Source organism: Nocardioides sp. L-11A (assembly GCA_029961745.1).
Lineage (GTDB): Bacteria > Actinomycetota > Actinomycetes > Propionibacteriales > Nocardioidaceae > Nocardioides.
The window spans coordinates 2820734-2844039 of record CP124680.1; the positions used below are offsets into that span (position 1 = coordinate 2820734).

Annotated in this window: 24 protein-coding genes; 13 read left to right on the top strand and 11 right to left on the bottom strand. The window is 70.7% G+C overall.

The annotated features are described in order from the left end of the window. Position 1: 1 nt before the first annotated feature. The 3 genes from QJ852_13405 to QJ852_13415 are packed head-to-tail and all read right to left on the bottom strand — an operon-like array spanning position 2 to position 4205. Positions 2–1171, bottom strand: a complete 1170-nt coding sequence (locus QJ852_13405) for a nitrilase-related carbon-nitrogen hydrolase (GenBank protein ID WGX99408.1) — start codon at positions 1169–1171, stop codon at positions 2–4. Further along, the gene (locus QJ852_13410) at positions 1168–2493 is read right to left on the bottom strand and encodes a M20/M25/M40 family metallo-hydrolase (protein WGX99409.1); all 1326 of its coding nucleotides are present in this window, start codon (positions 2491–2493) and stop codon (positions 1168–1170) included. The genes QJ852_13405 and QJ852_13410 overlap by 4 nt, the downstream gene beginning before the upstream one ends. Beyond that, the gene (locus QJ852_13415; GenBank protein WGX99410.1) at positions 2490–4205 is read right to left on the bottom strand and encodes an amidohydrolase family protein; all 1716 of its coding nucleotides are present in this window, start codon (positions 4203–4205) and stop codon (positions 2490–2492) included. The genes QJ852_13410 and QJ852_13415 overlap by 4 nt, the downstream gene beginning before the upstream one ends. Before the next feature lie 104 nt (positions 4206–4309). Between QJ852_13415 and QJ852_13420 the strand changes: the two genes are divergently transcribed. Further along, a complete protein-coding gene (locus QJ852_13420) occupies positions 4310–4909 on the top strand; it encodes a TetR family transcriptional regulator (protein WGX99411.1) in 600 nt (199 codons plus the stop codon). Between the two features lie 101 nt (positions 4910–5010). Continuing rightward, positions 5011–5958: a heme o synthase gene (locus QJ852_13425; GenBank protein ID WGX99412.1), complete on the top strand. Its 948-nt coding sequence runs from the start codon at positions 5011–5013 to the stop codon at positions 5956–5958. 320 nt (positions 5959–6278) lie between these two features. Here QJ852_13425 and QJ852_13430 read toward each other — a convergent pair whose 3' ends face one another. The 6 genes from QJ852_13430 to QJ852_13455 form a co-directional block, all read right to left on the bottom strand. Next, positions 6279–7148, bottom strand: coding sequence for a COX15/CtaA family protein (locus QJ852_13430; GenBank protein ID WGX99413.1), 870 nt, complete (start codon positions 7146–7148; stop codon positions 6279–6281). Continuing rightward, a complete protein-coding gene (locus QJ852_13435; protein WGX99414.1) occupies positions 7145–7918 on the bottom strand; it encodes an ABC transporter permease in 774 nt (257 codons plus the stop codon). Before QJ852_13435 ends, QJ852_13430 begins: the two co-directional genes overlap by 4 nt. Then, complete coding sequence (locus QJ852_13440) at positions 7915–8856, bottom strand: ABC transporter ATP-binding protein (protein ID WGX99415.1); 942 nt, start codon at positions 8854–8856, stop codon at positions 7915–7917. Before QJ852_13440 ends, QJ852_13435 begins: the two co-directional genes overlap by 4 nt. 23 nt (positions 8857–8879) lie before the next feature. Next, on the bottom strand, positions 8880–10565 hold the full coding sequence (locus QJ852_13445) for an FAD-dependent oxidoreductase (protein ID WGX99416.1): 1686 nt from the start codon (positions 10563–10565) through the stop codon (positions 8880–8882). Then, the gene (locus QJ852_13450) at positions 10562–11380 is read right to left on the bottom strand and encodes a carbon-nitrogen hydrolase family protein (protein WGX99417.1); all 819 of its coding nucleotides are present in this window, start codon (positions 11378–11380) and stop codon (positions 10562–10564) included. Before QJ852_13450 ends, QJ852_13445 begins: the two co-directional genes overlap by 4 nt. Positions 11381–11613: 233 nt before the next feature. Further along, positions 11614–12069 carry an Lrp/AsnC family transcriptional regulator gene (locus QJ852_13455; GenBank protein WGX99418.1) on the bottom strand — a complete coding sequence of 152 codons (456 nt, stop codon included), beginning with the start codon at positions 12067–12069 and terminating at the stop codon, positions 11614–11616. A gap of 42 nt (positions 12070–12111) precedes the next feature. Here QJ852_13455 and QJ852_13460 point away from each other — a divergent pair, with 42 nt between their 5' ends. The 11 genes from QJ852_13460 to QJ852_13510 all read left to right on the top strand — a co-directional run bounded on the left by QJ852_13460 (position 12112) and on the right by QJ852_13510 (position 22160). Next, positions 12112–12477 carry a hypothetical protein gene (locus tag QJ852_13460; protein WGX99419.1) on the top strand — a complete coding sequence of 122 codons (366 nt, stop codon included), beginning with the start codon at positions 12112–12114 and terminating at the stop codon, positions 12475–12477. Next, positions 12470–12913 (top strand): hypothetical protein, encoded by a 444-nt coding sequence (locus QJ852_13465; GenBank protein ID WGX99420.1) that lies wholly within the window; start codon positions 12470–12472, stop codon positions 12911–12913. The genes QJ852_13460 and QJ852_13465 overlap by 8 nt, the downstream gene beginning before the upstream one ends. A gap of 80 nt (positions 12914–12993) precedes the next feature. Continuing rightward, positions 12994–15564 carry a cutinase family protein gene (locus QJ852_13470; GenBank protein WGX99421.1) on the top strand — a complete coding sequence of 857 codons (2571 nt, stop codon included), beginning with the start codon at positions 12994–12996 and terminating at the stop codon, positions 15562–15564. Positions 15565–15627: 63 nt separating this feature from the next. Beyond that, positions 15628–16308, top strand: coding sequence for a transcriptional regulator (locus QJ852_13475; protein ID WGX99422.1), 681 nt, complete (start codon positions 15628–15630; stop codon positions 16306–16308). Then, positions 16305–17723: a Fe-S cluster assembly protein SufB gene (gene sufB / locus QJ852_13480; protein ID WGX99423.1), complete on the top strand. Its 1419-nt coding sequence runs from the start codon at positions 16305–16307 to the stop codon at positions 17721–17723. Before QJ852_13475 ends, sufB begins: the two co-directional genes overlap by 4 nt. Further along, entirely contained in the window at positions 17723–18907 is a 1185-nt protein-coding gene (gene sufD, locus QJ852_13485; GenBank protein WGX99424.1) for a Fe-S cluster assembly protein SufD, read from the top strand. The genes sufB and sufD overlap by 1 nt, the downstream gene beginning before the upstream one ends. Then, entirely contained in the window at positions 18904–19254 is a 351-nt protein-coding gene (locus QJ852_13490) for a non-heme iron oxygenase ferredoxin subunit (GenBank protein ID WGX99425.1), read from the top strand. Before sufD ends, QJ852_13490 begins: the two co-directional genes overlap by 4 nt. After that, positions 19251–20018 carry a Fe-S cluster assembly ATPase SufC gene (gene sufC, locus QJ852_13495; GenBank protein WGX99426.1) on the top strand — a complete coding sequence of 256 codons (768 nt, stop codon included), beginning with the start codon at positions 19251–19253 and terminating at the stop codon, positions 20016–20018. Before QJ852_13490 ends, sufC begins: the two co-directional genes overlap by 4 nt. Positions 20019–20020: 2 nt before the next feature. Next, the gene (locus QJ852_13500; GenBank protein WGX99427.1) at positions 20021–21292 is read left to right on the top strand and encodes a cysteine desulfurase; all 1272 of its coding nucleotides are present in this window, start codon (positions 20021–20023) and stop codon (positions 21290–21292) included. A 2-nt stretch (positions 21293–21294) separates the two neighbouring features. Beyond that, a complete protein-coding gene (locus QJ852_13505; protein ID WGX99428.1) occupies positions 21295–21777 on the top strand; it encodes an SUF system NifU family Fe-S cluster assembly protein in 483 nt (160 codons plus the stop codon). Further along, positions 21777–22160 (top strand): metal-sulfur cluster assembly factor, encoded by a 384-nt coding sequence (locus QJ852_13510; GenBank protein WGX94171.1) that lies wholly within the window; start codon positions 21777–21779, stop codon positions 22158–22160. Before QJ852_13505 ends, QJ852_13510 begins: the two co-directional genes overlap by 1 nt. A gap of 38 nt (positions 22161–22198) precedes the next feature. On the opposite strand, the gene QJ852_13515 is transcribed toward QJ852_13510, so the two are convergent. Continuing rightward, positions 22199–22717, bottom strand: coding sequence for a hypothetical protein (locus tag QJ852_13515; protein ID WGX94172.1), 519 nt, complete (start codon positions 22715–22717; stop codon positions 22199–22201). Between the two features lie 51 nt (positions 22718–22768). Beyond that, entirely contained in the window at positions 22769–23275 is a 507-nt protein-coding gene (locus QJ852_13520; GenBank protein WGX94173.1) for an SRPBCC family protein, read from the bottom strand. Positions 23276–23306: the final 31 nt, after the last annotated feature.

Genomic DNA, 23306 nt, shown 5'->3' on the forward strand with positions numbered 1-23306 from the left:
GTCAGGTCCAGTCGGACGCGATCGCGTCGAGGTCGCCGTCGGCCGGGGTGGGGTGGTGCCGCGCCCCCGGGAACCGCACGGACGGCTCGGTCCAGGTGCCGGACTCGACCAGCCGGGCGATATTGGCCCGGTAGATCTCGTCGACCTCGGCGTGGCGGCCGGGCTCGTCCTCCAGCCACAGGTTGGCCGGGTGGATCGGCCGGTCGTACATCGTGCGGAACAGCTCGGTGCGGACGTCCTTGAGCCAGTTCGAGTTGAGGTTCATCATCCGGAACTGGCGCAGGGCCTCGATGTCGACGGGCGCCGTGATGATCGCGTTGGCGCCCGAGGACGCCCGGGCGACGACGTGGCCGTTGTAGTCGACGATGTGCCCGTTGCCCCCGGCGATGTCCACCGCGTGCTCGGCTGCGGGGGAGGAGTACACCGGTCCGGTGTTCGGGCACAGCATGTAGAGGCTGTTGAAGTGCGCGTGCGCCCGGTTCTGCAGGAGCCAGGTGCCGCCGTCGTCCGGTCCGGAGGTCGTCATCGGGACCGCCTCGCTGGGCCGGTAGACGACCTCGGCCCCGTTGAGCGCCAGTGCCCGGACCGCCTCCGGGTACTCGCCGTCGCTGCAGCAGATCGTCCCGATGTTGCCGATGTCCGGCGTGCGGAGCACCGGGTAGAAGGCGTCGATGCCGTCACCGAACAGCTCCACCCACCGGTCGTACACGTCGTGGGGCGTGCAGGAGTGCTCCCGGCACCACACGTGGTTCTTCGCGGCCCGGTGCACGATCTCGCCGCTCGGCGAGATCACCACCATCACGTTGAAGAACCGGTCCTCGATCACCTCGGGCCAGCGCGCCTTGCACTGGACGATGACGTAGGTCTCGTACATCCGGGCCAGCTCCGCGATCCGCTCGGTCTCGGGGCCGGGGATGTCGATGAACAGGTCCCGGGCGCTGCGGACGTGGGGGAGGTCGAAGATCTCGTCGGTGAAGCCGGTGAGCGCTCCCTCGCAGAGCGCCACCAGCTTGACCGGCAGGTTGATCCCGACGATCGAGACCGCGGCGTGGAATGCCTCCTCGATGGTGTCGAGGTTGCGCGCGATGTGCTCGCGGGCGCCGATGCCGTGGACGTAGGTCGACAGCCCGACGGCGAGGTATGGCGCGACCGGGGCGCTGGGCCCGGTCACGAGGCACCGCACCAACGGATCGCCGCGGTGGCGTACGCCCGTGCCGCCACCACGATCTCGTCGAGGGCGCACCGCTCGTCCACGGCGTGTGCCATCGAGAGCGAGCCCGGGCCCAGGCCGACGGCGGGGATGCCCGCGGCGGTGAACCAGGTGAGGTCGGTGGCGCTGGGGAACGGGCGTACGTCGGGCACGCCGGCGTACGCCGTACCGGTGGCGGCCTCCTCGCGCGCCGCGACGACGGCCTGGCACAGCGGGTCGCTGCGGTCGGTGCGTCCGCCCGGATAGTGCATCGGCCACTCGATCGTGGGCAGATTGCGGCGCAGCCAGGGATCGCTCTGGGCGACCTTCGCCACGGTCTCCGTGATCTCGGACTGGATCTTCGTGACGTCGACCGACGGCGGGTAGAAGATCGCGTAGTCGAGCGTCGTCTCGTCCGGGATGAAGGCGACATTGCGTGCTGCACGGGCGCCGCCGTCGATGACGTCGAGCCCGATGGTGAACTGGCCGGGCTCGAACAGGGGGTCGGTCAGCGTCACCTCCCACTCGTTCTCCAGCGCACGCAGTGCCTCGTGGACCAGGAGCGCGCCGTCGAGCGCGCTGGCCGCGATCGGCTCGGTGTCGGGCGCGGTGCGCAGCTGGGCGCGCATCAGCGACCGGGCGGAGGCGTGCCCGGTCTTGCCGGTCACCGTGATCCGCATGACCAGCACTCCCGGAGTGGCCGGCATGACGCTGAGCGGGCCGACCGCCCCCGTGGGCTCGGCGATGATCGCGCCGTGGGCGGTGAACCCGTGGCCGAGCACCAGCGACGTACCGAGGTGGTGCTCGAGGTTCTCCTCGCCCGCGACGCCCTGCAGGATCAGGTCGCCGCGCAGCCGTACGTCGGACTCGTGCAGCGCCCGGGCCGCGAAGGCCTGCGCCACGAGCCCGCTCTTCATGTCGACCGATCCGCGGCCCCAGATGTGGGTGCCGTCGATGTGTCCGGCGAACGGGTCGTGGGTCCAGGCACCCGCGTCGCCCGCCGGGACGACGTCCACATGGCCGTTGAAGATCAGCGAGCGACCGCCGCCGGTGCCGCGGACGACGCCGACCACGTTGTCGCGGCCCGGTGCGTCGCCGAAGAGCTGGGTCTCCGCGCCAGCCCCCCGGTAGTGGCCGGCCAGCAGCTGGGAGACCTCGGTCTCGCCGCCGACGAGGTCGTCGTAGTCCTGGTCGGGGTAGGTCGGGTTGACGCTCCGGATCGCGATCGCCTCCTGCAGGGTCGCGAGCATCTCGTCGCGCAGGTCATCGATGCGGGCGAGGGTCTTCTCCGTGGCGGCGCTCATGCCGTCAGCTCCTTGCTGTCGTGGACGACCTCGCCGCCCAGGTAGGTCCGCAGGACGCGGGTGTCGGGGAGGTCGTCGATGTCGCAGGTCAGCGGGTCGCGGTCGACGATGAGGACGTCGGCGTGCTTGCCCGGGGTCAGCGAGCCGACCTCGTCCCAGCCGATGACGCTCGCCGCGGCCGACGTCCACATGCGCAGCGCATCGAGGCGCGAGACGCTCTGGTCGGGGCCGTCGTTGCGCCGGTCGCTGCCCGCGAAGCGGTGGGTCTGGGCGAGCTCGATCTGCTCCCAGGGGTTCTTCGGGCCCCAGTCGGAGCCGCCGGCCAGCTCGAGGCCCTGGTCCAGCAGGCGCTGGAGCGGCTCGAGGTCGCGCCAGGCGTGCTCGCCGATCCGCTCGCCGTACATCGCGCCCTTGCCCCAGGCGAACCCGGCGCTGGTGGTGACCTTGAAGCCGAGGTCCTGGTAGCGGCGGGCCTGCGCGGGCGTGATGGTGATCGCGTGCTGGAGGATCCAGCTCTGGTCGCGGAAGTCGTGCTCCTGCACGACCCGCTCGGCGATCTCGAGGAAGTCGTCGTGCTCGCGGAAGGCGCCGAGACACATGTTGCCGCGGATGCCCTGGCTCGCGCAGAAGCGGACGAACGCCTCCTCCTTCTCGACCGAGATGAACCGGGTGCCCCGGGTACGCCGCCCGAACGGGTCCAGCGCCGGCTCGTAGGTCGCGTAGTAGCCGGAGAAGCAGGGGCCGCCGGGGCTGATGGTGAGGCCGTTGAAGCGGAGCAGGTCGTCGGACATGTCGGTGACCTGCGCGGCGAACTCGGGGAGCCGGGCCGCGAACTCCTCGTCGGACAGCGGGTCGAACGGGTAGAAGATGACCGACTCGACGTCCAGCGTGGCCAGGACCCGCATGGTCAGGGCGCCCTGCTCGCGCAGGTGCCGGTAGAGGCCGAGGTGCTCGGGCTCCATCGCGTGGCCCTCGTAGGCGGTCGTCACACCCTGAGCGGTGAACCGGGCCATCTCGGCGAGCGTGCCCGCGGCGGCGGTCTCGAGCTGCGGCGGGGGGAGCTTGGTGAGGAGCTGCCCCCAGAACGGGTCGTAGGTGTAGTAGTTCGTGACCGGACCGCGCAGGATGCCGGTCAGGTCGCCGTCGTCGGTCTTCTCGATCTGGACGTCGCAGACCTGGTCGGGGATGAAGGCGGTGAGCCCGAGCGCCTTGAGTCCGGCGCTGTTGAACGCCACGACATTGGGCATCCGCGGGGCCCACGCCTGGATCATCACGGGGTGCTCGCTGGTCGCGGCGTCGAGCGTCCAGCGAGTGGGGAGGTGCCGCTCCGCCAGGTCCTTCTCGTTGCGGCGCAGGAAGTAGTGCGGCTCGCCGACGGGCGTGCACATGATCCACTCGCCGGCCGGCGTCGTCGCGGCCTTGGCGCGGATCCGGGCGACGATGTCGGCGTGGTCGACAGCGTCGGTCAGGTCGACGAGGCCGCCGGCGAGCATGCCGAAGTGCATGACGTGGGGGTGGGTGTCCACCAGGCCGGGCATCACGACCCCGCCGCCGGCGTCGACGCGCTCGGTGCCCGCGCCCGCGAGGTCCTCCATCTCCCGGCGGTCGCCCGCCGCGAGGACCCGGCCGCCGGAGAGGACGACCGCCTCCGCCTCGGGCCGGTCCGGATCCATGGTGAGCACGCGCCCGCCGGTGATGAGTGTGGTGGTCATGGGTGGCCTTTCGCCGTGGTCGAGAAGTGACGTGCGCCACCGTAGCCCTGTTTTCTCCGTTTGGAGAAGACTAGCGAGGCAAAATCCGCCGATACGATGCGGGCATGTCCTCGACCCCCTCCGTGCGCGAGCCCCGGATGGCCCGAGGTGTCGCCCGTCGCGAGGCGCTGCTCGACGCGGCGATCCGGCTCGTCGCCCGCGACGGCGTCGGGGCACTGACCCACCGTTCGGTCGCCGCCGAGGCGGGCACCACCCACGGCAACGCCCGCTACTACTTCGGCACGCTCGACCAGTTGCTCGATGAGGCGCTGCGCCGCCTCGCGACCCGGCAGATCGAGGAGGTCCGCGCGGTCTTCTCCGAGCTGCCGGACGTCGACGTGTCGCGGCGCATCGACCGCCTGACGTCGTACCTGATGGGGGCGTTGACCGACGACCGCGACGCTGCGATCGCCCGCTACGAGCTCTTCCTCGCGGTCGCGCGTCGGCCCGGCCTACGCGCCAGCCTGGACGCCTGGGGCACCACCCAGCGGGCCGCCTTCGCCGGCGAGCTGCGCGGCGCCGGCGTCGCCGACGCCGAGGCGGCCGCCGCCGACCTGCTCACCGCTGTCAACGGACTGGTGCTCGAGCATCTGGCGCTGCCCGTCGAGAACTTCGTGACGACCCGGCTGCGGCCGCTGGTCGCCCGGTTCTTCCCCGAGCACTGATGGCGCGGCTCACCCCTGTCCGCTTTCTGTACCGAGAAGTGCTCGGGCTACACTCGGACCGCTTCTAACCCTGCTCGTGAGGCCAGCCGAGGACCATTGCCGTGACCTACGTCGATCCGACCAGCCGCGATCTGCTGGCTGACGGCGAGGGACCGCGGAAGGCGACCGCCCGCGATGTGGTGATGGCCTACGTCGGACTCACCAAGCCGCGCGTCATCGAGCTGCTGCTCCTGACGACGGTCCCCGTGATGTTCTTCGCGGCCCGCGGCGTGCCCCCGCTCGGCCTGGTGCTGGCCACCGTCGCCGGCGGCACGCTGTCCGCAGGGTCCGCCTCGGTCTTCAACTGCGTCTACGACCGCGACATCGACGAGCAGATGCGGCGTACCCGGCGCCGCGCGCTGCCACGCCACATCGTCACGCCGACCGCAGCGCTCGTCTTCGGCGCCGTGCTCGGCATCCTCTCGACCGTGATCCTCGCGGTCTGGGTCAACCCACTCTCGGCGGTCCTGTCGGTCAGCGCCAACGCCTTCTACGTGTTCGTCTACACCATGCTGCTCAAGCGGCGGACCACCCAGAACATCGTCTGGGGCGGCATCGCGGGCTGCTTCCCCGCCCTCATCGGCTGGACCGCGGTCACCGGCGAGCTCTCCTGGGTGCCGATCGTGCTCTTCGCCGTGGTCTTCTTCTGGACCCCGCCGCACACCTGGGCGCTGGCGCTGCGCTATCGCGAGGACTACGCCCAGGTCGACGTCCCGATGCTGCCCGTGGTCAAGCCGGCCCGTTCGGTCGCGCTGCAGATCGTGATCTACAGCTGGGTGATGGTCGCGACCTCCCTGGTCCTGTGGCCCGTCGCCGAGACCGGTCCGCTCTACCCGATCGCCGCCGGTGCCCTCGGCGCCGTCTTCCTGGTCCAGGCCCACGGCCTGCACCGCCGCGCCAAGACCTCCGACGAGCTGAGCGTGCTGCAGCCCATGCGGCTGTTCCACTCGTCGAACCTGTACCTGTCGCTGCTGTTCGTCGCGGTGGCGATCGACCCGCTGCTGCACTGAGCTGACTGCGCGAGCGCGGCCTCGCCGCGGGGGAGGCAGCAAGCTGCCCCCGGACGCGGCTCTCGCCGCGCTGCCGCGCGCGGTCGAGGTCTCTGCGGTGCAACGTCTGCCAGGCGGCCAGACCGCCGTACGCGCGGTCGGTCGAGGTGCGCACGGTGCGGGCGGCGGCTCGGTCTGGGTGTGGGCGGTGGAACGTGTTGCTTTCGGGCACGAACCGCACGCGACACGCCGGTGGGTGATGCGGTTGGGGACCAAACCGCAGAGCCGGATTCCGTACAGCGGGCGGGGAGCCCCGAGGCCGGAGGGCCGGCGCAGGTGGCTCAGACCCGCTGGTGCGCGGTGACGACGACCCGGGCGAGTCCCGCGGCGATCACGGCGGCGCCGAGCATGTGGATCCCGACCAGGAGGGCCGGGAGGTCGGTGAAGAACTGCACGTAGCCAAGCAGACCCTGAGCCAGCTCAATGACCAGCAGGACGCCGGCGAAGCGGGCGAGCCGGGTGTCGCCGCGGCGGCGGGCGACAACGATGAGGGCGACCGTGAGCGCGACGAGCAGCCACACCGAGAAGCCGTGGACGTGGGAGACGATCTCCGGGTCGAGTCCGGTACGGCGCGACTCGAGGTCGCCGGAGTGGGGGCCGGAGCCGGTGACGACGGTGCCGAGCCAGAGCGCGACGGCGCCCGAGGCGAGGGTCAGCCAGGCCAGGGTCCGGGACGGCGGTGACGCCGCGGGCCGCGGGGGTGAGCTGAGGAGGTCGAGGAACCAGACGCAGACGCCGACGATGACCATCGAGACGAGCAGGTGGAAGGCGACCACCCAGGGGTTGAGGTCGGTGCGGACGGTGATGCCGCCGACGACGGCCTGGGCCGGGATGCCGAGGAAGATGCCGAGCGACCACCACAGCGCGGTCCAGTAGCGCTCGCGCACCACGGCGACGATCGCGGTGATGAGCAGAGCCGCCGCGAGGACGCCGAGCACGAAGGTCAGCATCCGGTTGCCGAACTCGATGGCACCGTTGATGCCCAGCTCCTCGTGCGGCACGTACGACGCCTCGGTGCACCGCGGCCAGGTGGGGCAGCCGAGGCCGGACCCGGTCAGGCGGACGGCGCCGCCGGTGACGACGATACCGATGTTGGCGACGAGGTTGGCCCAGGCGAGGCGGACGAGCCAGCGGCGGATCACAGTGTTCACTCCCACTTGAAGGTTCGGGCGGTCAGCGCGGAGCCGGCCACGGCCCAGGCCACGAGCACGACGAGGTCGCGGACGGCGATCGCACCGTCGCAGGCGCTGCGCATGGCCTCGCCGAGGGCCCCCGAGGGCAGCCAGCGCACGACGTCGCCGAGGCCGCCGTACTGGTCGGCGGGCAGGACGACGGCGCCGCCGGCCAAGAGCAGCAGGTAGACCAGGTTGGCGGCGGCGAGCGTCGCCTCGGCGCGCAGGGAGCCGGCCAGGAGCATGCCGAGGGCGGCGAAGGCGGCCGTGCCGCACAGCGCGGTGAGCAGGACGCCGATCATGCCGGTGACGCCGGAGGGCCCGGACCAGCCGAGGGCGAGCCCGACGCCGCCGATGACGATGAACTGGAACACCTCGACGGCGAGCAGCGCGAGCACCTTGCCGCCGAGCAGCGTGGCGCGCGACAGGGGAGCGGTGCCCAGGCGCTTGAGGACGCCGTAGCGGCGCTCGAAGCCGGTCGCGATGGCGAGCGAGGTGAACGCGGTCGACATCACCGCGAGCGCCAGGACGCCGGGGGTGAGTACGTCGATCGGGTCGCCGCCGAGGTCGAGGCCGACCTTCTCGGAGCCGCGGACGGCGCCGACCAGGACGATCACCGGGATCACCACGGCCAGCAGCAGCTGCTCGCCGTTGCGCAGCATCAGCCGGGCCTCCATGCCCGCCTGGGCGAGCAGCTGACGGGCGACGGGCGCGGCGCCGGGCGCGGGGGCGAAGGTGCCGGTGCTCATGCGAACTCCTCGCGGCCGGTGAGTTCGAGGAAGACGTCCTCGAGGTTGCGCTGGCCCAGCGACAGCGACTCGGGGAGCACGCCGTGGGCCGCGCACCACGTGGCCACGGTGGCGAGGGTGGTGCTGTCGGCCGGGCCGGACAGCTGCAGGCTGAGCGGGTCGAGCACGGTCAGCTCGGTGCCCGCGCCGAGCTCGCGGACCAGCGCCTCGGGCGCGCCGTCGGGGAAGGGCTGGGTGACCACGATCCGGATGGTGGCGACCGTTCCGCCGCGGGTGAGCTCGAGCGGTGTGCCGCTGGCGACCAGGCGACCGCGGTCGAGGATGTGGACCCGGTCGGCGAGCCGCTCGGCCTCCTCCAGGTAGTGCGTCGTCAGCACGACCGTCGCGCCGTCGGCGCGCAGCTCCTCCAGCAGCTCCCAGACCGCGCGGCGGATCTGGGGATCCATGCCGGCGGTCGGCTCGTCGACGAACACCAGCTCCGGGCGGCCGATCAGGGCCAACGCCAGGCCGAGCCGCTGCTGCTGGCCGCCCGACAGTCGGCGGTACGGCGTGCGGCCACACTCGTGCAGAGCGAGCCGGTCCATCAGCAGGCCGATGTCCTGGGGCTGCGCGTGCAGGCGAGCGAAGTGCCGCAGCATCTCCTCGGCCCGAGCGCCGCTCCAGGCGCCGCCGGACTGGAGCATGACGCCGATGCGGGGAAGCAGCTCGTGCCGCTGGCGCACCGGGTCCAGCCCCAGCACGCGCACCGAGCCACCCTGGGCACGGCGGTAGCCCTCGCAGGTCTCCAACGTGGTGGTCTTCCCGGCACCGTTGGGGCCGAGCACGGCGGTGATCGTGCCCCGCTCGACGGTCAGGGACAGCGCGTCGACGGCGACCGTGTCGCCGTACCTCATCACCAGTCCGTCGACCTCGACAGCATGGTCCGCAGCGTGAGGCACGGCGACAGTCTAGGAATGCGCCCTCACGCCTCGTCGGGCAGGGCCAGGGGTGCGAGCTCGGCGAACCGGTCACCCGGCCCCGGGTTGCCCGGGGCGCTCGTCCCGCCGAAGTGACGCACGACACCCCACACCGCGTTGAGGGCGGTCGTGACCGCGCCCTCCGCCCACCCGGCGGTCCAGGAGATGTCGTCGCCGGCGAGGAAGATCCCGCGCCGACGCTCCGGGAGGCCGTCCTGCACGAAGTGGGAGAACAGCCGCCGCTGGTAGCGGTAGTGGCCGGGCAGGTTGGCCTTGAAGGCGCCCATGAAGTTGGGGTCCGACTCCCAGGAGACCGTGATCGGGTCGCCGACGATGTGGGCGGCGATGTCGACGCCGGGATAGATCTTGCGCAGCGAGTGGAGCTGCAGCCGGACCCGTTCCTCGACGGGCAGTGCGAGCCACTTCAGTGCGTCGTCGTTCCACGTGTAGGACAGGCAGATCGAGGCGGCGCCGTCGTCCTCGAGGAGGTACGTCGCCCGGTTCAGCCGGTCGGTGAGCGTCATGCTCATCACGTCGCGCCCCGTGGTCGGGTCGGCGTCCTTCCAGAACGGCCGGTCCACGCGCACGAAGGTCTTGGACGACTGCATGTAGTGGGTGCGCTCCATCGCCATCCACAGGTCGGGGGAGAAGAGCGACTCGTCGACGTCGATCCGCGCCGACAGCAGCCAGACCTGGCAGGTGACGACGACGGCGTCGTACGCGCGGGTGGTGCCCCAGCGGTCGGTGATCTCGAACCCCCGGTCGCCGCCGGGCGTGATCCGCGCCACGCCGGGCATCGGGGAGCCGCCGTGCAGGCTCTCCAGTGACGTGCCCGCGGGCCAGTGCGCACAGTCGGGCGTGTCCTTCCAGAGCCCGACGGGCAGCTGCTCGGCGCCGCCGTGGATGAGCTGGTGCTCCTCGTCGGCGTCGGTGAAGATCACCCGGAGGATCTCGAGCATCGAGTTGGGGAAGTCGGTGTCCCAGCCGCCGGTGCCGAAGCCGACCTGTCCGAAGACCTCGCGGTGTCGGAAGCTGCGCGACCCGAACGCCTTGCTGTTGGCGAGGAAGCCCGAGAAGGTCTCCTCGTCCAGGGTGAGGACGAGCTGGTTCCACAGCTCCTTGATGCGGGGCACGTCACGGCGTGCGATCGCGTGCTGCATCTCGGCGAAGCCGACCTCGCCGAGCGCCTCGTGCCAGGCGTCGGCGACGTCCTTGAGGAGCGGCGGCAGGTCGTCGTAGGTGCGGGCGTAGTGGGACTCGCCGCCCAGCTCGACCACGGTGCTCGGGGTCGCCTCGGAGAGCGGGTTGGGGAACGGCGAGGTGCGCAGGCCGAGGCGGTCGATGTAGTGGAACAGTGCCCGTGAGGAGAGCGGGAAGCGCATCCCGCCGAGCTCGGCGATCGGGCCGTGGGGGCCTCCGAACGGCTGGGAGCGCAGTCGTCCGCCGATCCGGTCGGCCTCGTAGACGACCGGCTTGAGTCCGATCCGCATCAGCTCGTAGGCGGTCACCATGCCGGACAGGCCGCCGCCGATGATCGCGACCTCGCGACCGTGCTGCTCCACGGGGACGGAGCCGAGTCCGTCGGGATGGGCCAGGTGCTCGTCGTACCCGAAGGGGAAGTCGGGCCCGAGCATGGTGACCGCGGCCGGCCGGGTGACGCCCTCGTCGGGGGTGGTCTGTCCGGTCGTCATCGGGTCAGGCCTCCGTAGACCTCGGGCCGGCGGTCGGCCAGGTGGGTGTTGGCGCGGCGCGCGGCGTCGAGCGCGGCGGAGGTGAGCGTGCCGACCACGAGGCCGGGCCGGTCGTCGGCGCGCGCGAGGTCAGCACCGTCGGGTCCCACGACGCAGCTCAGTCCGATGTAGGTCAGGTCGTGCTCGGCGCCGGCGCGGTTCGCGTAGGCCACGGCCATCTGGTTCTCGAACGCCCGCGCCGGCACGACGAGCGTGCTGACCGCGTCGTACGGCGCCATCAGGGCCGTCGGGCAGGCGAGCAGGTCGGCGCCGGCGAGGGCGACCATCCGCACCTGTTCCGGGAACTCGATGTCGTAGCAGACCAGGAGCCCGACCCGGTACCCGTCGATCTCGCCGACCGCCGGCGTGCCGTCACCGGGGACGTACGCCGCGGCCTCTTCCGGGCCGTAGAGGTGGGTCTTGCGGTGGCGGGCCAGCACGCTGCCGTCGCGGTCGACGAGCTCGGCGGCGATGTGGACCCGCTCGCCGTCGCGCTCGGGCCAGCTCCAGGCGATCGCGAGGCCGTGGCGCCGCGCGATCGCGGCGACGGCGCGTGCCATGGGTCCGCCGGCCGGCTCGGCGAGGCGGGCGGCCTGCGCCGCGATGTCGTAGCCGGTGAGGGTGAGCTCCGGGCCGACCAGCAGCCGGGTACCGCGGTCGGCGGCCTCGGCTGCCGCGGTGTCGAGGGTGTCGAGGGCGGCGGGCACGTCGAGCAGGGGACCATCGGGCTGCCAGACAGCCACGACCAGAGCGTCGGCGCGGTGGATATCGGTCACCCGGACAGCCTAGGAACGGGGCGCCACAAGATCGAGGGGTGCGCGTTGCGCGCTGGCGTCGATCTCTTGCGCTGATGTGTCGCTCGGTGGTGATCTCTTGCGCTTGCGACGGATGGGCGGGTCGATACCGTGGTGGTCGGACCAGTCGGGGATTGGGCAGAGACCGCACATGAGCGGGCCGAAATGCTGCGGTTTGGGACCAAACCGCAACAGCGTGCACGGCCCAGGGGAGGTCAGTCGGGAAGGCTGCCCTGCTCGCGTCGGACCAGCGGCGAGAGCACCAGCTCGCTGCGGGTGCGCGCGACGAACCGCTCGCTCGCGATCCGCTCGACGACCTGCTCGAAGTGCCGGATGTCGGCCGCCAGGATGTGCAGGATCGCATCGGCCTCACCGGTCACCGTCGAGGCCGACACGACCTCCGGGTGTCGGTCGACGGCCTCGAGGATCTCGCCGGGCGTCGTCGAGCCCTGGCAGTAGATCGAGACGTAGCCCTCGGTCGCCCAGCCCGCGACGGCCGGGTCGACGCGGACCGTGAAGCCGGTGATGGCGCCGCTCGCCACCAGCCGGTCCACCCGCCGCTTGACGGCCGGGGCGGACAGCCCGACGGTCTGCCCGATCTGCGCGAACGTGGCCCGGCCGTCCTCGAGGAGGACGCCGACGATCAGCCGGTCGAGGTGGTCGAGCTGCATGCGGGTCATTCTCGCTGACCGTCCCGGTCTACGCTGACCGCCGTGAATCCTTGGCTGTACGGCGTCGCGCTGGTCGTCGCCGGCGTGCTCGCCGTACTCCTCGTGGTCGACCTGGTGCGGGACCGGGCCGCCCAGGACTCGCACTTCATCGGCCTGGCCGTGCTCGAGGTGGTCATGCTCGTCCAGCTCGTGGGCGGCGTCGTCGCGCTGAGCCGCACCGAGCGCGAGCTCGAGGGCGCCGTCTTCGTCAGCTACCTCGTCACCAACCTGCTGGTCCCCATCGTCGCCGCCTTTCTCGCGCTCGCCGAGCGGTCCCGGGTCGGCACGACGATCCTGCTGCTCGGTGTCGCGACCGTCGCAGGCCTCGAGGTACGGCTGTGGGACGTGTGGGGAGGTCGCGGTGCCTGAGCGCCGGCAGCCGAGCCAGGCGCTCTCCGAGGGGTGGGGCCGCGCGCTGGTCTTCGCCTACGGCCTGTTCGCCGTCGCGGCGACCGGCCGCTCGGCGGTGCAGCTCGGCATGGAGCCCGACAAGGCCCCGCTGGCCTACTCCCTGTCCCTGCTCGCTGCGGTGCTCTATCTCGTCGCCACGACCTGTCTCCTGCTGGGCGGCAGCACCGGCTGGCGGGTCGCCGGCATCGCCGTGACCATCGAGCTGCTCGGGGTGCTCTCGGTCGGCATGCTGAGCTACGTCGCCACCGACCTGTTCCCGGACAAGACCGTCTGGTCGCACTTCGGACAGGGCTACGGGTTCCTGCCGCTCGTCCTGCCGGTGGCCGGGCTCGCCTGGCTGCGGCATACGAGTCCGGGCCGGACGGATGAGGCGGGAAATGCCGGCGCCGCGTAGAGCCGACCACTAAGGTCCTCAACTGGTCGGCCATGAGGTCGGCCCGACCGTGAACCAGCGGTAGTGGTCCCACTCGTGAGGTGCGCGTGCCCATCGGCCGTCTTCTTGCCGTCGCGTTGCTGTGCTCCGCCCTCCTCCTCGACGTGGGCCACGCAGCCGATGCATCCTCCGAACGCGACGGAGTCCTGCGGCTCGCCTCCTGCTCCGCGCAGGACCTCGCCACCACCCTGGCGGCTCAGGCGTCGATGCAGCAGGTGAAGGTGCACAAGATCGCGGCTCAGCTCAAGAAGGCCAGGAAGTCGGGGAAGACGAGCAGGACCAGGTCCCTGAAGAAGAAGCTGGCCGCCCAGAAGAAGGTTCTCGTCGGCGCTCAGCAGGCTGCGACGACAGCCGCGGCGTCGGCGGCTGCGACCTGTCGGCCGCCACCCGGACCGCCCGCGGAGCCACCACATCCTGCGGAGCAGGTGTGGTCCGGCAACGACCGATGCCGAGACGTGCTCCTCATCGGCGTTCGCGGTTCCGGACAGAAGTCCGACACCACCACCTGGGGCCTCGGCCCGGAGGTCCACGAGGCGTGGACTCGTCTCGCCGCTGTGATGGACGACAGCATCGACGCCGGATTCGCCTCCATCGAGTACACCGCGCTGACGACCAACGGGCTTCCCGGAACGCTTGACTCCTTCATGACGAGCGTCGATGACGGAGTGACCACGGCCAGCGGCTTCTTTCGCGGCAGGTACGGCAAGTGCCCTCGAGAGCGCTATGTGTTCGCAGGCTTCTCCCAAGGGAGCATGGTGGTGCACCGCGCGATCTGGGACTTCCTCGACGACCCGTTGAAGGACCAGGCGGCCTGGGACAGGATCGACGGGTTCCTGCTCATCGCCGACGGCGACCGCATCGGCAACGACGCCGACGCCGACGGCATCGACTACGGGAACGCCGGCGAGGGGCTGGGCGTCGGGCATCAAGCAGCGGACTTCGGCCTGCTCATCGGGCCGAAGGTTCACAACGCGCAGGACCGCATGATCCCGGGCTTCCTCGAGGACCGATTCCACAGCGTGTGCCTCCCCAACGACCCGATCTGCATCCTCGAGAACCCGCTCGACCTCACCAACCCCGCGAAGACCGCCATCCACAACGGATACAGGTCGGACGGGATCCAGCCGTACGCCAGCCAAGGCGTGGTGTGGGTGCAGCAGGCAGTCGAAGCGATCGGGGGGCGGATGGGGCCGGACCCGGTCATCTCCTCCTCCGCGCTTCCCGATGCGCAGATCGGTGTTCACTACGACGAGCGGCTGACCACCGCCGACAACCGCAACGGCACCTGGTCGGTGGAAGCGGGCAGCCTGCCGCCGGGGATCGCTCTGAGCACTGACGGCCACCTCGCCGGCGTACCCGCGGGTGAGCCGGACACCTACGAGCTCACCGTCGCCTTCGTCGACACCATCGGCAAACGCACCACCCGCGCCCTCTCGCTCCGCACGGTCTCCGCGACCGATCCGGGCCACCTCGTCGAGAACGTGTCCGTGTCGACGGCCGGGGTGCCCGCGAACGGCCACAGCGGGCATCCGTCCGTGAGCGCCGACGGGCAGGTCGTGGCCTTCGAGTCGGTCGCGGACAATCTCGTGCCCGGCGACACCAACGGCAGCAACGACATCTTCGTCCGCGACCTGCGGGCCGGGACGACGGCCCGGGTGTCCGTCTCTGGTGCGGGTCTGCAGGCGGACGGCGGGTCGAGCCGCCCGGGGATCAGCCCCAACGGGCGATACGTCGCCTTCTGGTCGTTGGCCCGCAATCTCACTGCCTCGGATCAGGACAACGCGTTCGACCTCTATCTGCACGACCGCGTCACCGGGACGACGCAGCGGGTCTCCGTGACCTCAGCGGGGCTCTCGTTCGGATCTGGGCCCCAGGGCATCCCGCTTCCCGACCGGCCGGCCGTGGATGACGACGGTAGGTTCGTGGCCTTCACCAGACCGGTGACGACGCCTCTCCCGGGCGGTGGGACGGACATCACGACCCATGTGTACGTACGTGACCTCACGCTGTCCACCACCCGAGCCGTCTCGGACGTACCGGGAGGGGACCATCCGATCTTCGGTGGTAGCGGGCCGTCCATCTCGGCCGATGGCGCCATCGTGGTCTTCGGCGGCATGGTCCCGTGGGGCGGTGGAACCTGCCCCGGATGCCTCGACGACACCGAGGTCTACCAGTACGACACCGTGACCGGCGCTTCGACCTGGTTGGCCGAGGGTAGCTCTCCTGTCCTCGCGCGGAGCGGGGGACTGGTCGCGTATCGCTCCGGGGCCGATCGGGTGGTCCACAGCATCGCCACCGGTGGTGACGTGGGTCGTCTCACCTTGCCGGGAGCGGGGCTCGGGCAGATCACGTCCGACGGCCGGTATCTGGCCCACGACGTCTGGTCCTCCGACGGCACGCTGTTCGATCTGTTCCGGCATGACACGACGACGGGGAGGTCGGTGTCGGTGATCGGCGGCGCCTCGACCGCCGTCGACTGCTGTGGTGGTGGCTGGATGGGCTATGCGATCAGCGAGGACGGGCGCTATGTCACCATCGCCAGCGACCGGGCCTCCACGGGTGACGCGCGTGGGCTCTCGGCGGTCTACCGGCACGATCTCGCGGGCCGGTGAGGAGACTAAGGCAACCCTTGCTTGAACAGGCCGACCCAATATCGGCACACTGATGTTGTGGAAATGGCGACCGAGACCGATCAGCCGACGCGGCAGCGCGTCGCGCGGTCGATCCTGGTCAACGGGCCGTCCACGGCGGCGGCTCTCGCCGAGCGCCTCGAGCTCACCCCCGCGGCGGTGCGTCGGCACCTCGACCAGCTGCTGGCCGAGGGCGCGGTCGACGCGCGCGACCCGCGTCCGGTCGGGGCACGGGGCCGAGGACGTCCGGCCAAGGTCTTCGCCCTGACCGAGCGTGGCCGCGACGCCTTCGACCAGCAGTACGACGATCTCGCCACGGAAGCCCTGCGCTTCCTCGCCGAGACGGGTGGCGACGACGCCGTGCGCGCCTTCGCCGAGCGGCGGGCGTCGTTCATCGAGCGGCGCTTCCCCGAGGTCGCCGCGGAGAACCCCGGGGCCTCGCCGGCCCAGGTGCTGGCCCTCGTCTTCTCCGACGAGGGGTACGCCGCCGCCGTCCGCGAGCTGCCGGTCGTGGGGGAGCAGCTGTGCCAGCAGCACTGCCCGGTCTCCCACGTCGCCCACGAGTTCCCCCAGCTGTGCGAGGCGGAGACCGAGGCCATCGGCCGCGTGCTCGGCACCCACGTCCAGCGGCTAGCCACCATCGCCCACGGCGACGGGGTGTGCACCACGTGCATCCCCGACGCCGCCACGGTCTCGTCCCGAGAGAAGAAGGAGCAGGTCTCATGACCTCGATCGAAGAGCTGAACCCCGAGCTCAAGGGGATCGGTCGCTACGACTTCGGCTGGTCCGACAAGAACGACGTCGGCGCCAACGCCAAGCGCGGCCTCAACGAGGATGTCGTCCGCGACATCTCGGGCAAGAAGAGTGAGCCGGGCTGGATGCTCGACCTGCGCCTCAAGGGCCTCAAGCTCTTCGACCGCAAGCCGATGCCGACGTGGGGCTCCGACCTCAGCGCGATCGACTTCGACAACATCAAGTACTTCGTACGGTCCACCGAGAAGCAGGCCCAGAGCTGGGAGGACCTGCCCGAGGACATCAAGAACACCTACGACAAGCTCGGCATCCCGGAGGCGGAGAAGCAGCGCCTGGTCGCCGGCGTCGCCGCGCAGTACGAGTCCGAGGTCGTCTACCACCAGATCCGCGAGGACCTGGAGGAGCAGGGCGTCATCTTCCTCGACACCGACACCGCGCTGAAGGAGCACGAGGACCTCTTCAAGGAGTACTTCGGCACCGTCATCCCGGTCGGAGACAACAAGTTCGCCGCGCTCAACACCTCGGTGTGGTCGGGCGGCTCGTTCATCTACGTCCCCAAGGGTGTCCACGTCGACATCCCGCTGCAGGCCTACTTCCGGATCAACACCGAGAACATGGGCCAGTTCGAGCGGACCCTGATCATCGTCGACGAGGACGCCTACGTGCACTACGTCGAGGGCTGCACCGCGCCGATCTACTCCTCCGACTCGCTGCACTCCGCGGTCGTCGAGATCATCGTCAAGAAGGGCGGTCGCTGCCGCTACACGACCATCCAGAACTGGTCCAACAACGTCTACAACCTCGTCACCAAGCGCGCGGTGTGCGAGGCCGGAGCGACGATGGAGTGGGTCGACGGCAATATCGGCTCCAAGGTCACCATGAAGTACCCCGCCGTCTACCTCATGGGCGAGCACGCCAAGGGCGAGACCCTGTCGATCGCGTTCGCGGGCGAGGGCCAGCACCAGGACGCCGGCGCCAAGATGGTGCACGCCGCGCCGCACACCTCGTCCTCGATCCTGTCGAAGTCGGTGGCCCGCGGTGGCGGCCGGACGTCGTACCGCGGCCTGATCCAGGTCAACGAGGGCGCGCACGGGTCGAAGTCCAACGTGCTGTGCGACGCGCTGCTGGTCGACCAGATCAGCCGGTCCGACACCTACCCCTACGTCGACATCCGCGAGGACGACGTGTCGATGGGCCACGAGGCGTCGGTCTCGAAGGTCTCCGACGACCAGCTGTTCTACCTCATGTCGCGGGGCATGGAGGAGGACGAGGCGATGGCGATGATCGTCCGCGGCTTCGTCGAGCCGATCGCCAAGGAGCTCCCCATGGAGTACGCCCTCGAGCTCAACCGACTGATCGAACTGCAGATGGAAGGAGCCGTCGGCTGATGACGGCAGTTGCCGAGGCTCTGGAGATGGGCGGGTCCGCCCGGATCGAGAGCCACCTGAACCCGCCCGCGTCGTACGACCTGGCCGACCATCCCGTGCCCACCGGGCGCGAGGAGGTCTGGCGGTTCACGCCGATCAAGCGCCTGCGCGGCATCCTCGACGGCGACGCCTCCGACGCGGCGCTGAAGCAGGAGACCACGCTGCCGGCGGGCGTGACCCTCAGCGAGATCACGGCCGAGGAGGCGGTGGAGCTCGGTGAGCTGCCTCCCAACGAGCGGCCGGCCGCCCTGGCCGCGGCGAACTCCGGGGGTGCGCTGCTGCTGGACGTGCCGGCCGAGGCCGTCGTCGCGGAGCCGGTGGTCATCCGGCTGACCGGTGCCTCGGTCGACGACCTGGTCTGGGGCCGGCTGCTCTACCGCATCGGCGCCCACGCCGAGGTCACCATCGTGCTCGTGCACGGCGGCTCCGCCCGCTACTCCGCCATCTCCACCTTCCTGGTCGGCGACGGCGCCAAGGTCAACGTGCTGAGCCTGCAGGACTGGGCCGACGACGCCGTCCACCTGGGCCGGGACTCGATCCGGGTCGGCCGGGACGCGTCGGTCAAGCACACCTCGATCTCCTTCGGTGGCGACCTGGTGCGCATGCACGCCAACGTCGAGTACGCCGGTCCGGGTGGCGAGGCCGAGCTGCTCGGTCTCTACTTCGCCGACGAGGGCCAGCACCTCGAGCACCGACTCTTCGCCGACCACAACGCCCCCAAGACCAAGAGCAATGTCGTCTACAAGGGCGCGCTCCAGGGCAAGGGCGCCCACACCGTCTGGATCGGCAACGTCTTGATCCGCAAGATCGCCGAGGGCATCGAGACGTACGAGGAGAACCGCAACCTCGTCCTCACCGACGGTTGCCAGGCCGACTCGGTCCCCAACCTGGAGATCGAGACCGGCGAGATCGAGGGCGCGGGCCACGCGTCGGCGACCGCGCGCTTCGACGACGAGCAGCTGTTCTACCTCCGGGCGCGCGGCATCTCCGAGAAGGAGGCGCAGCGGCTGGTGGTGCACGGCTTCTTCAACGACCTGATCCGCAAGGTCGGCATCCCCTCCATCGAGGACCAGCTGCTCGAGACGGTCGAGGCCGAGCTGGCCAAGAACGTCCTCAAGGGCTCTGCCGTCGTGGAGGGAGCATGACCTTCGAGCGGGCCTGCGCGCTGGCCGACATCCCGGGGGACGAGGCGCTCGGCGTCACCGTCGACCGGTACGACGTCGCGGTGGCCCGCCACGGTGACGAGGTCTTCGCCCTGCAGGACCTGTGCTCGCACGCCGCCGTGGCGCTGAGCGAGGGGGAGGTCGAGGACTGCACCGTCGAGTGCTGGCTGCACGGCTCCCGCTTCGACCTGCGCACCGGCAAGCCCACCGGGCTCCCGGCGACCGAGCCGGTCGCCACTTTCCCCGTCGAACTTCGCCCCACCGATTCGGGCGACGTCGACGTCTACATCGACGTCGCCACCACATTGAACGGAGTCACCCCATCATGAGCACCCTCGAGATCAAGGACCTGCACGTCCAGGTGCAGACCGAGGACGGTCCCAAGGAGATCCTCAAGGGCGTCACGCTGACCATCAAGGACGGCGAGACCCACGCGATCATGGGCCCCAACGGCTCGGGCAAGTCCACCCTGGCCTACTCCGTCGCGGGCCACCCGCGCTACGAGATCACCGCCGGCACGGTGACGCTCGACGGCGAGGACGTCCTCGCGATGTCGGTCGACGAGCGGGCCCGCGCGGGTCTCTTCCTGGCGATGCAGTACCCCGTCGAGGTCCCCGGCGTCTCGGTGTCGAACTTCCTGCGCACCGCCAAGACGGCGATCGACGGCGAGGCGCCCAAGCTCCGCACCTGGGTCAAGGACGTCAACGGCGCCCTCGACCGGATGAACCTCGACGGCACCTTCTCGCAGCGCTCGGTCAACGAGGGCTTCTCCGGTGGCGAGAAGAAGCGCCACGAGATCGCCCAGCTCGACCTGCTCGACCCCAAGGTCGCGATCCTCGACGAGACCGACTCCGGCCTCGACATCGACGCGCTCAAGGTCGTCTCCGAGGGCGTCAACCGGTTCCGCGAGCGCGACGGCAAGGGCGTCCTGCTGATCACGCACTACACGCGGATCCTGCGCTACATCAAGCCCGACCACGTCCACGTCTTCGTGGCCGGCCGGGTCGCCGAGTCCGGCGGCCCGGAGCTGGCCGAGGAACTGGAGGCGAACGGGTACGAGCGCTTCCTCACCGCTGCGCCTGCCGGGGTCTGATCATGACCCTGGAGGGTCTGCTCCCCGAGCTGACGGTGATCCGCAAGGATTTCCCGATCCTCGAGCGCACGCTCGCGGGCGGGCTGCCGCTGGTCTACCTCGACAGCGCCAACACCTCGCAGAAGCCGCAGGTCGTCATCGACACGATGGTCGACCACCTCGAGCGTCACAACGCCAACATCGCCCGGGCGATGCACCAGCTCGGTGCCGAGTCGACCGAGGCGTTCGAGGCCGCGCGCGACAAGGTCGCGGCCTTCATCGGCGCGCCCGAGCGCGACGAGGTGGTCTTCACCAAGAACGCCTCCGAGGCGCTCAACCTGGTCGCCAACACGCTTGCGTGGGCCGGCCCGCACCAGGTGAAGGCCGGCGACGAGGTGGTCATCACCGAGCTGGAGCACCACTCCAATATCGTCCCGTGGCAGCTGCTCACCGAGCGCACGGGCGCGACGCTGCGCTGGTTCGGGCTCACCGACGACGGTCGGCTCGACCTGTCGAACCTCGACGAGCTGATCAACGAGCGCACCAAGGTCGTCTCGGTCGCCTGGGTCTCCAACATGCTCGGCACGATCAATCCGATCGCGCGGATCGCCCGCCGGGCCCACGAGGTCGGCGCCATCGTGGTCGTCGACGGGGCGCAGGCGGCGCCGCAGCTGCCCATCGACCTCGCCGCGATGCCCGTCGAGGAGCGCCCGGACCTGGTCGCCTTCACCGGCCACAAGGTCGTCGGGCCGACCGGCATCGGCGTGCTGTGGGGCTCGCGGAGCGTGCTCGACGCGCTGCCGCCGTTCCTCGGCGGCGGCGAGATGATCGAGACCGTCCGGATGGACGGCTCGACCTACGCCGGCATCCCGCACAAGTTCGAGGCCGGCACCCCGCCGATCGTCGAGGCGATCGGTCTCGGCGCCGCGGTCGAGTACCTCGGGCACGTCGGCATGGACGCGATCCACGCCCATGAGCAGGCGATCACCGGCTACGCCCTCGAGGGGCTGCAGACCGTGAAGGGCCTGACCGTGCTCGGCCCGCTCGACGCGGCCTCCCGCGGCGGCGCCATCTCGTTCGAGCTCGACGGCGTGCATCCCCACGACATCGCCCAGGTCCTCGACAGCCGCGGCATCGCCGTGCGCGCCGGGCACCACTGCGCGAAGCCGGCCCATGCACGCTTCGGCGTGCAGAGTTCGACGCGGATGTCGTCGTACCTCTACACGGAGCCGCGGGAGATCGACGCCCTCGTCGAGGCGCTGGAATACACCCGCTCCTACTTCAAGTTGGACTGACGATGACGACCGCCAACGGCCAGGACCTGGATGCGCTCTACCAGGAGATCATCCTCGACCACTACAAGAACCCCCACGGCAAGGGGCTGCGCGAGCACGCCGACCACCCGGACCACTCCGCCGAGGTGCACCACGTCAACCCGACGTGCGGTGACGAGGTGACCCTGCGGGTCCACGTGGCCGACGGCGTCGTCGACGACGTGTCGTACGACGCGCTCGGCTGCTCGATCTCGCAGGCCTCGGCGTCGGTGCTCTACGACCTCGTGGTCGGCAAGAGCGTCGACGAGGCGATGGCGATCCACCAGGAGTTCCTCACCCTGATGCAGGGCAAGGGCACGGTGGAGCCCGACGAGGACGTCCTCGAGGACGGCATCGCCTTCGCCGGTGTGGCGAAGTTCCCGGCACGGGTCAAGTGCGCCCTGCTGTCATGGATGGCGTGGAAGGACGCGACGGCGAAGGTCGTCGCCGGAGACGGAGACAAGTGATGAGCGAGTCCATCGACAACAGCGACCTGCCCGAGGTCCCCGAGGCCGGACTGGCGGGCACCAACGCGTCGTCCAGCGTCGCGCTGGCTGACATCGAGGAGGCGATGAAGGACGTCGTCGACCCCGAGCTCGGCATCAACGTCGTCGACCTCGGCCTCGTCTACGGCATCCACGTCGACGAGGGCACCAATGTCGTCCTCGACATGACGCTGACCTCCGCGGCCTGCCCGCTGACCGACGTGATCACCGACCAGACCGAGTCCGCCCTGGAGGGCCTGGTCAACGACGTCGCGATCAACTGGGTCTGGATGCCGCCGTGGGGCCCCGACAAGATCACCGACGACGGTCGCGACCAGTTGCGCGCCCTCGGCTTCAACGTCTGACGGCTTCAACGTCCACGACTGGCCGGCGAGCCGGCCGGCTAGCAGCGGCCGGTGCCGTAGCTCCAGTCGAAGCGGGCGCGGAGCGACTCCTGGGGCCCGGTGCCGACGAGCGTCACCTGGTAGCTGCCGGCCTGCCGCGGCGGCCGTAGGCGGTAGATCCCCTCGGCGACCGCGACGGCGGGCCTGGTCGTGCGGCAGCCCGGCTCGGCCGACCGGGTGCTGCGGTACGTCGCCTGCCAGGTCCACCCCGGGCGGTCCACGGCGAGCAGGACCCGCCCCTCGCCGGTCAGCCGCGGCACGGAGGTCCCGGCGGGGCGTCGGCAGGTGCCGCCGCCCAGCTCGCCCTCGGCGGTGACGACGGCCGGGAACCCCACGCAGTGCTCCACGACGGCCGCCCGCAGGTCGGGCCCCGGGACCCGAAGCTCGACGACGGGGACCCGCTCCCCGGCCGCCTCCGCCCCGGCCAGGGCTGTCGCGGGCAGCGCGGTGGCCAGGACGGTCGCCGGCAGGAGTGTCGTTCCCGCGAGCGCGAACAAGCGACGGAGCAGCGGGAACACGTCGTCGAGGATACGTTCTCGCGAGCGGCGCCGTCGCAGTTCCGGGGAAACTCAGCGTGCGGTCGCGAACCGCCGGTCGGTGTAGCGGCGCAGGTTCGCGAGGAAGCGCCGGAAGGCGACCGTGCAGACCAGCCCGCTCAGCGGCATGAAGTACCGGCCCGGCCCGGCCACGTCGAGCGCCAGGGTCCAGGTGAGCCGGCAGCCCTGCGGAGTCGGCTCGACGTCGTACCGCTCGGCGAAGGCGCGGATCGACTTCTCCGAGGACTCGTTGAAGCGGAAGCCCATCCGCCGACCCGGCTCCCACAGCAGGAACTCCTCAGCCCCCTTCAGCCCGCCGAGCATCGACACCACGCGGGTGCTGCCGACGCCGGGCGGCAGCGCCGAGGTCCACTCGACCTTGCGGATCACCGAGACCCACCGCGGCCAGGCGCCGGCGTCGGCGAAGACCTCGAACAGTTGGTCCGGCGTGATCGCGAGGTCGACGCTGTTGGCGAAGCGGTGGGGCGCGGTGTCGACGTAGTCGATCCCGACCCGCTCGCAGGGATGCAGGGCAGGCATGGGGCCAGACTAGAACACGTTCTCGTCGATA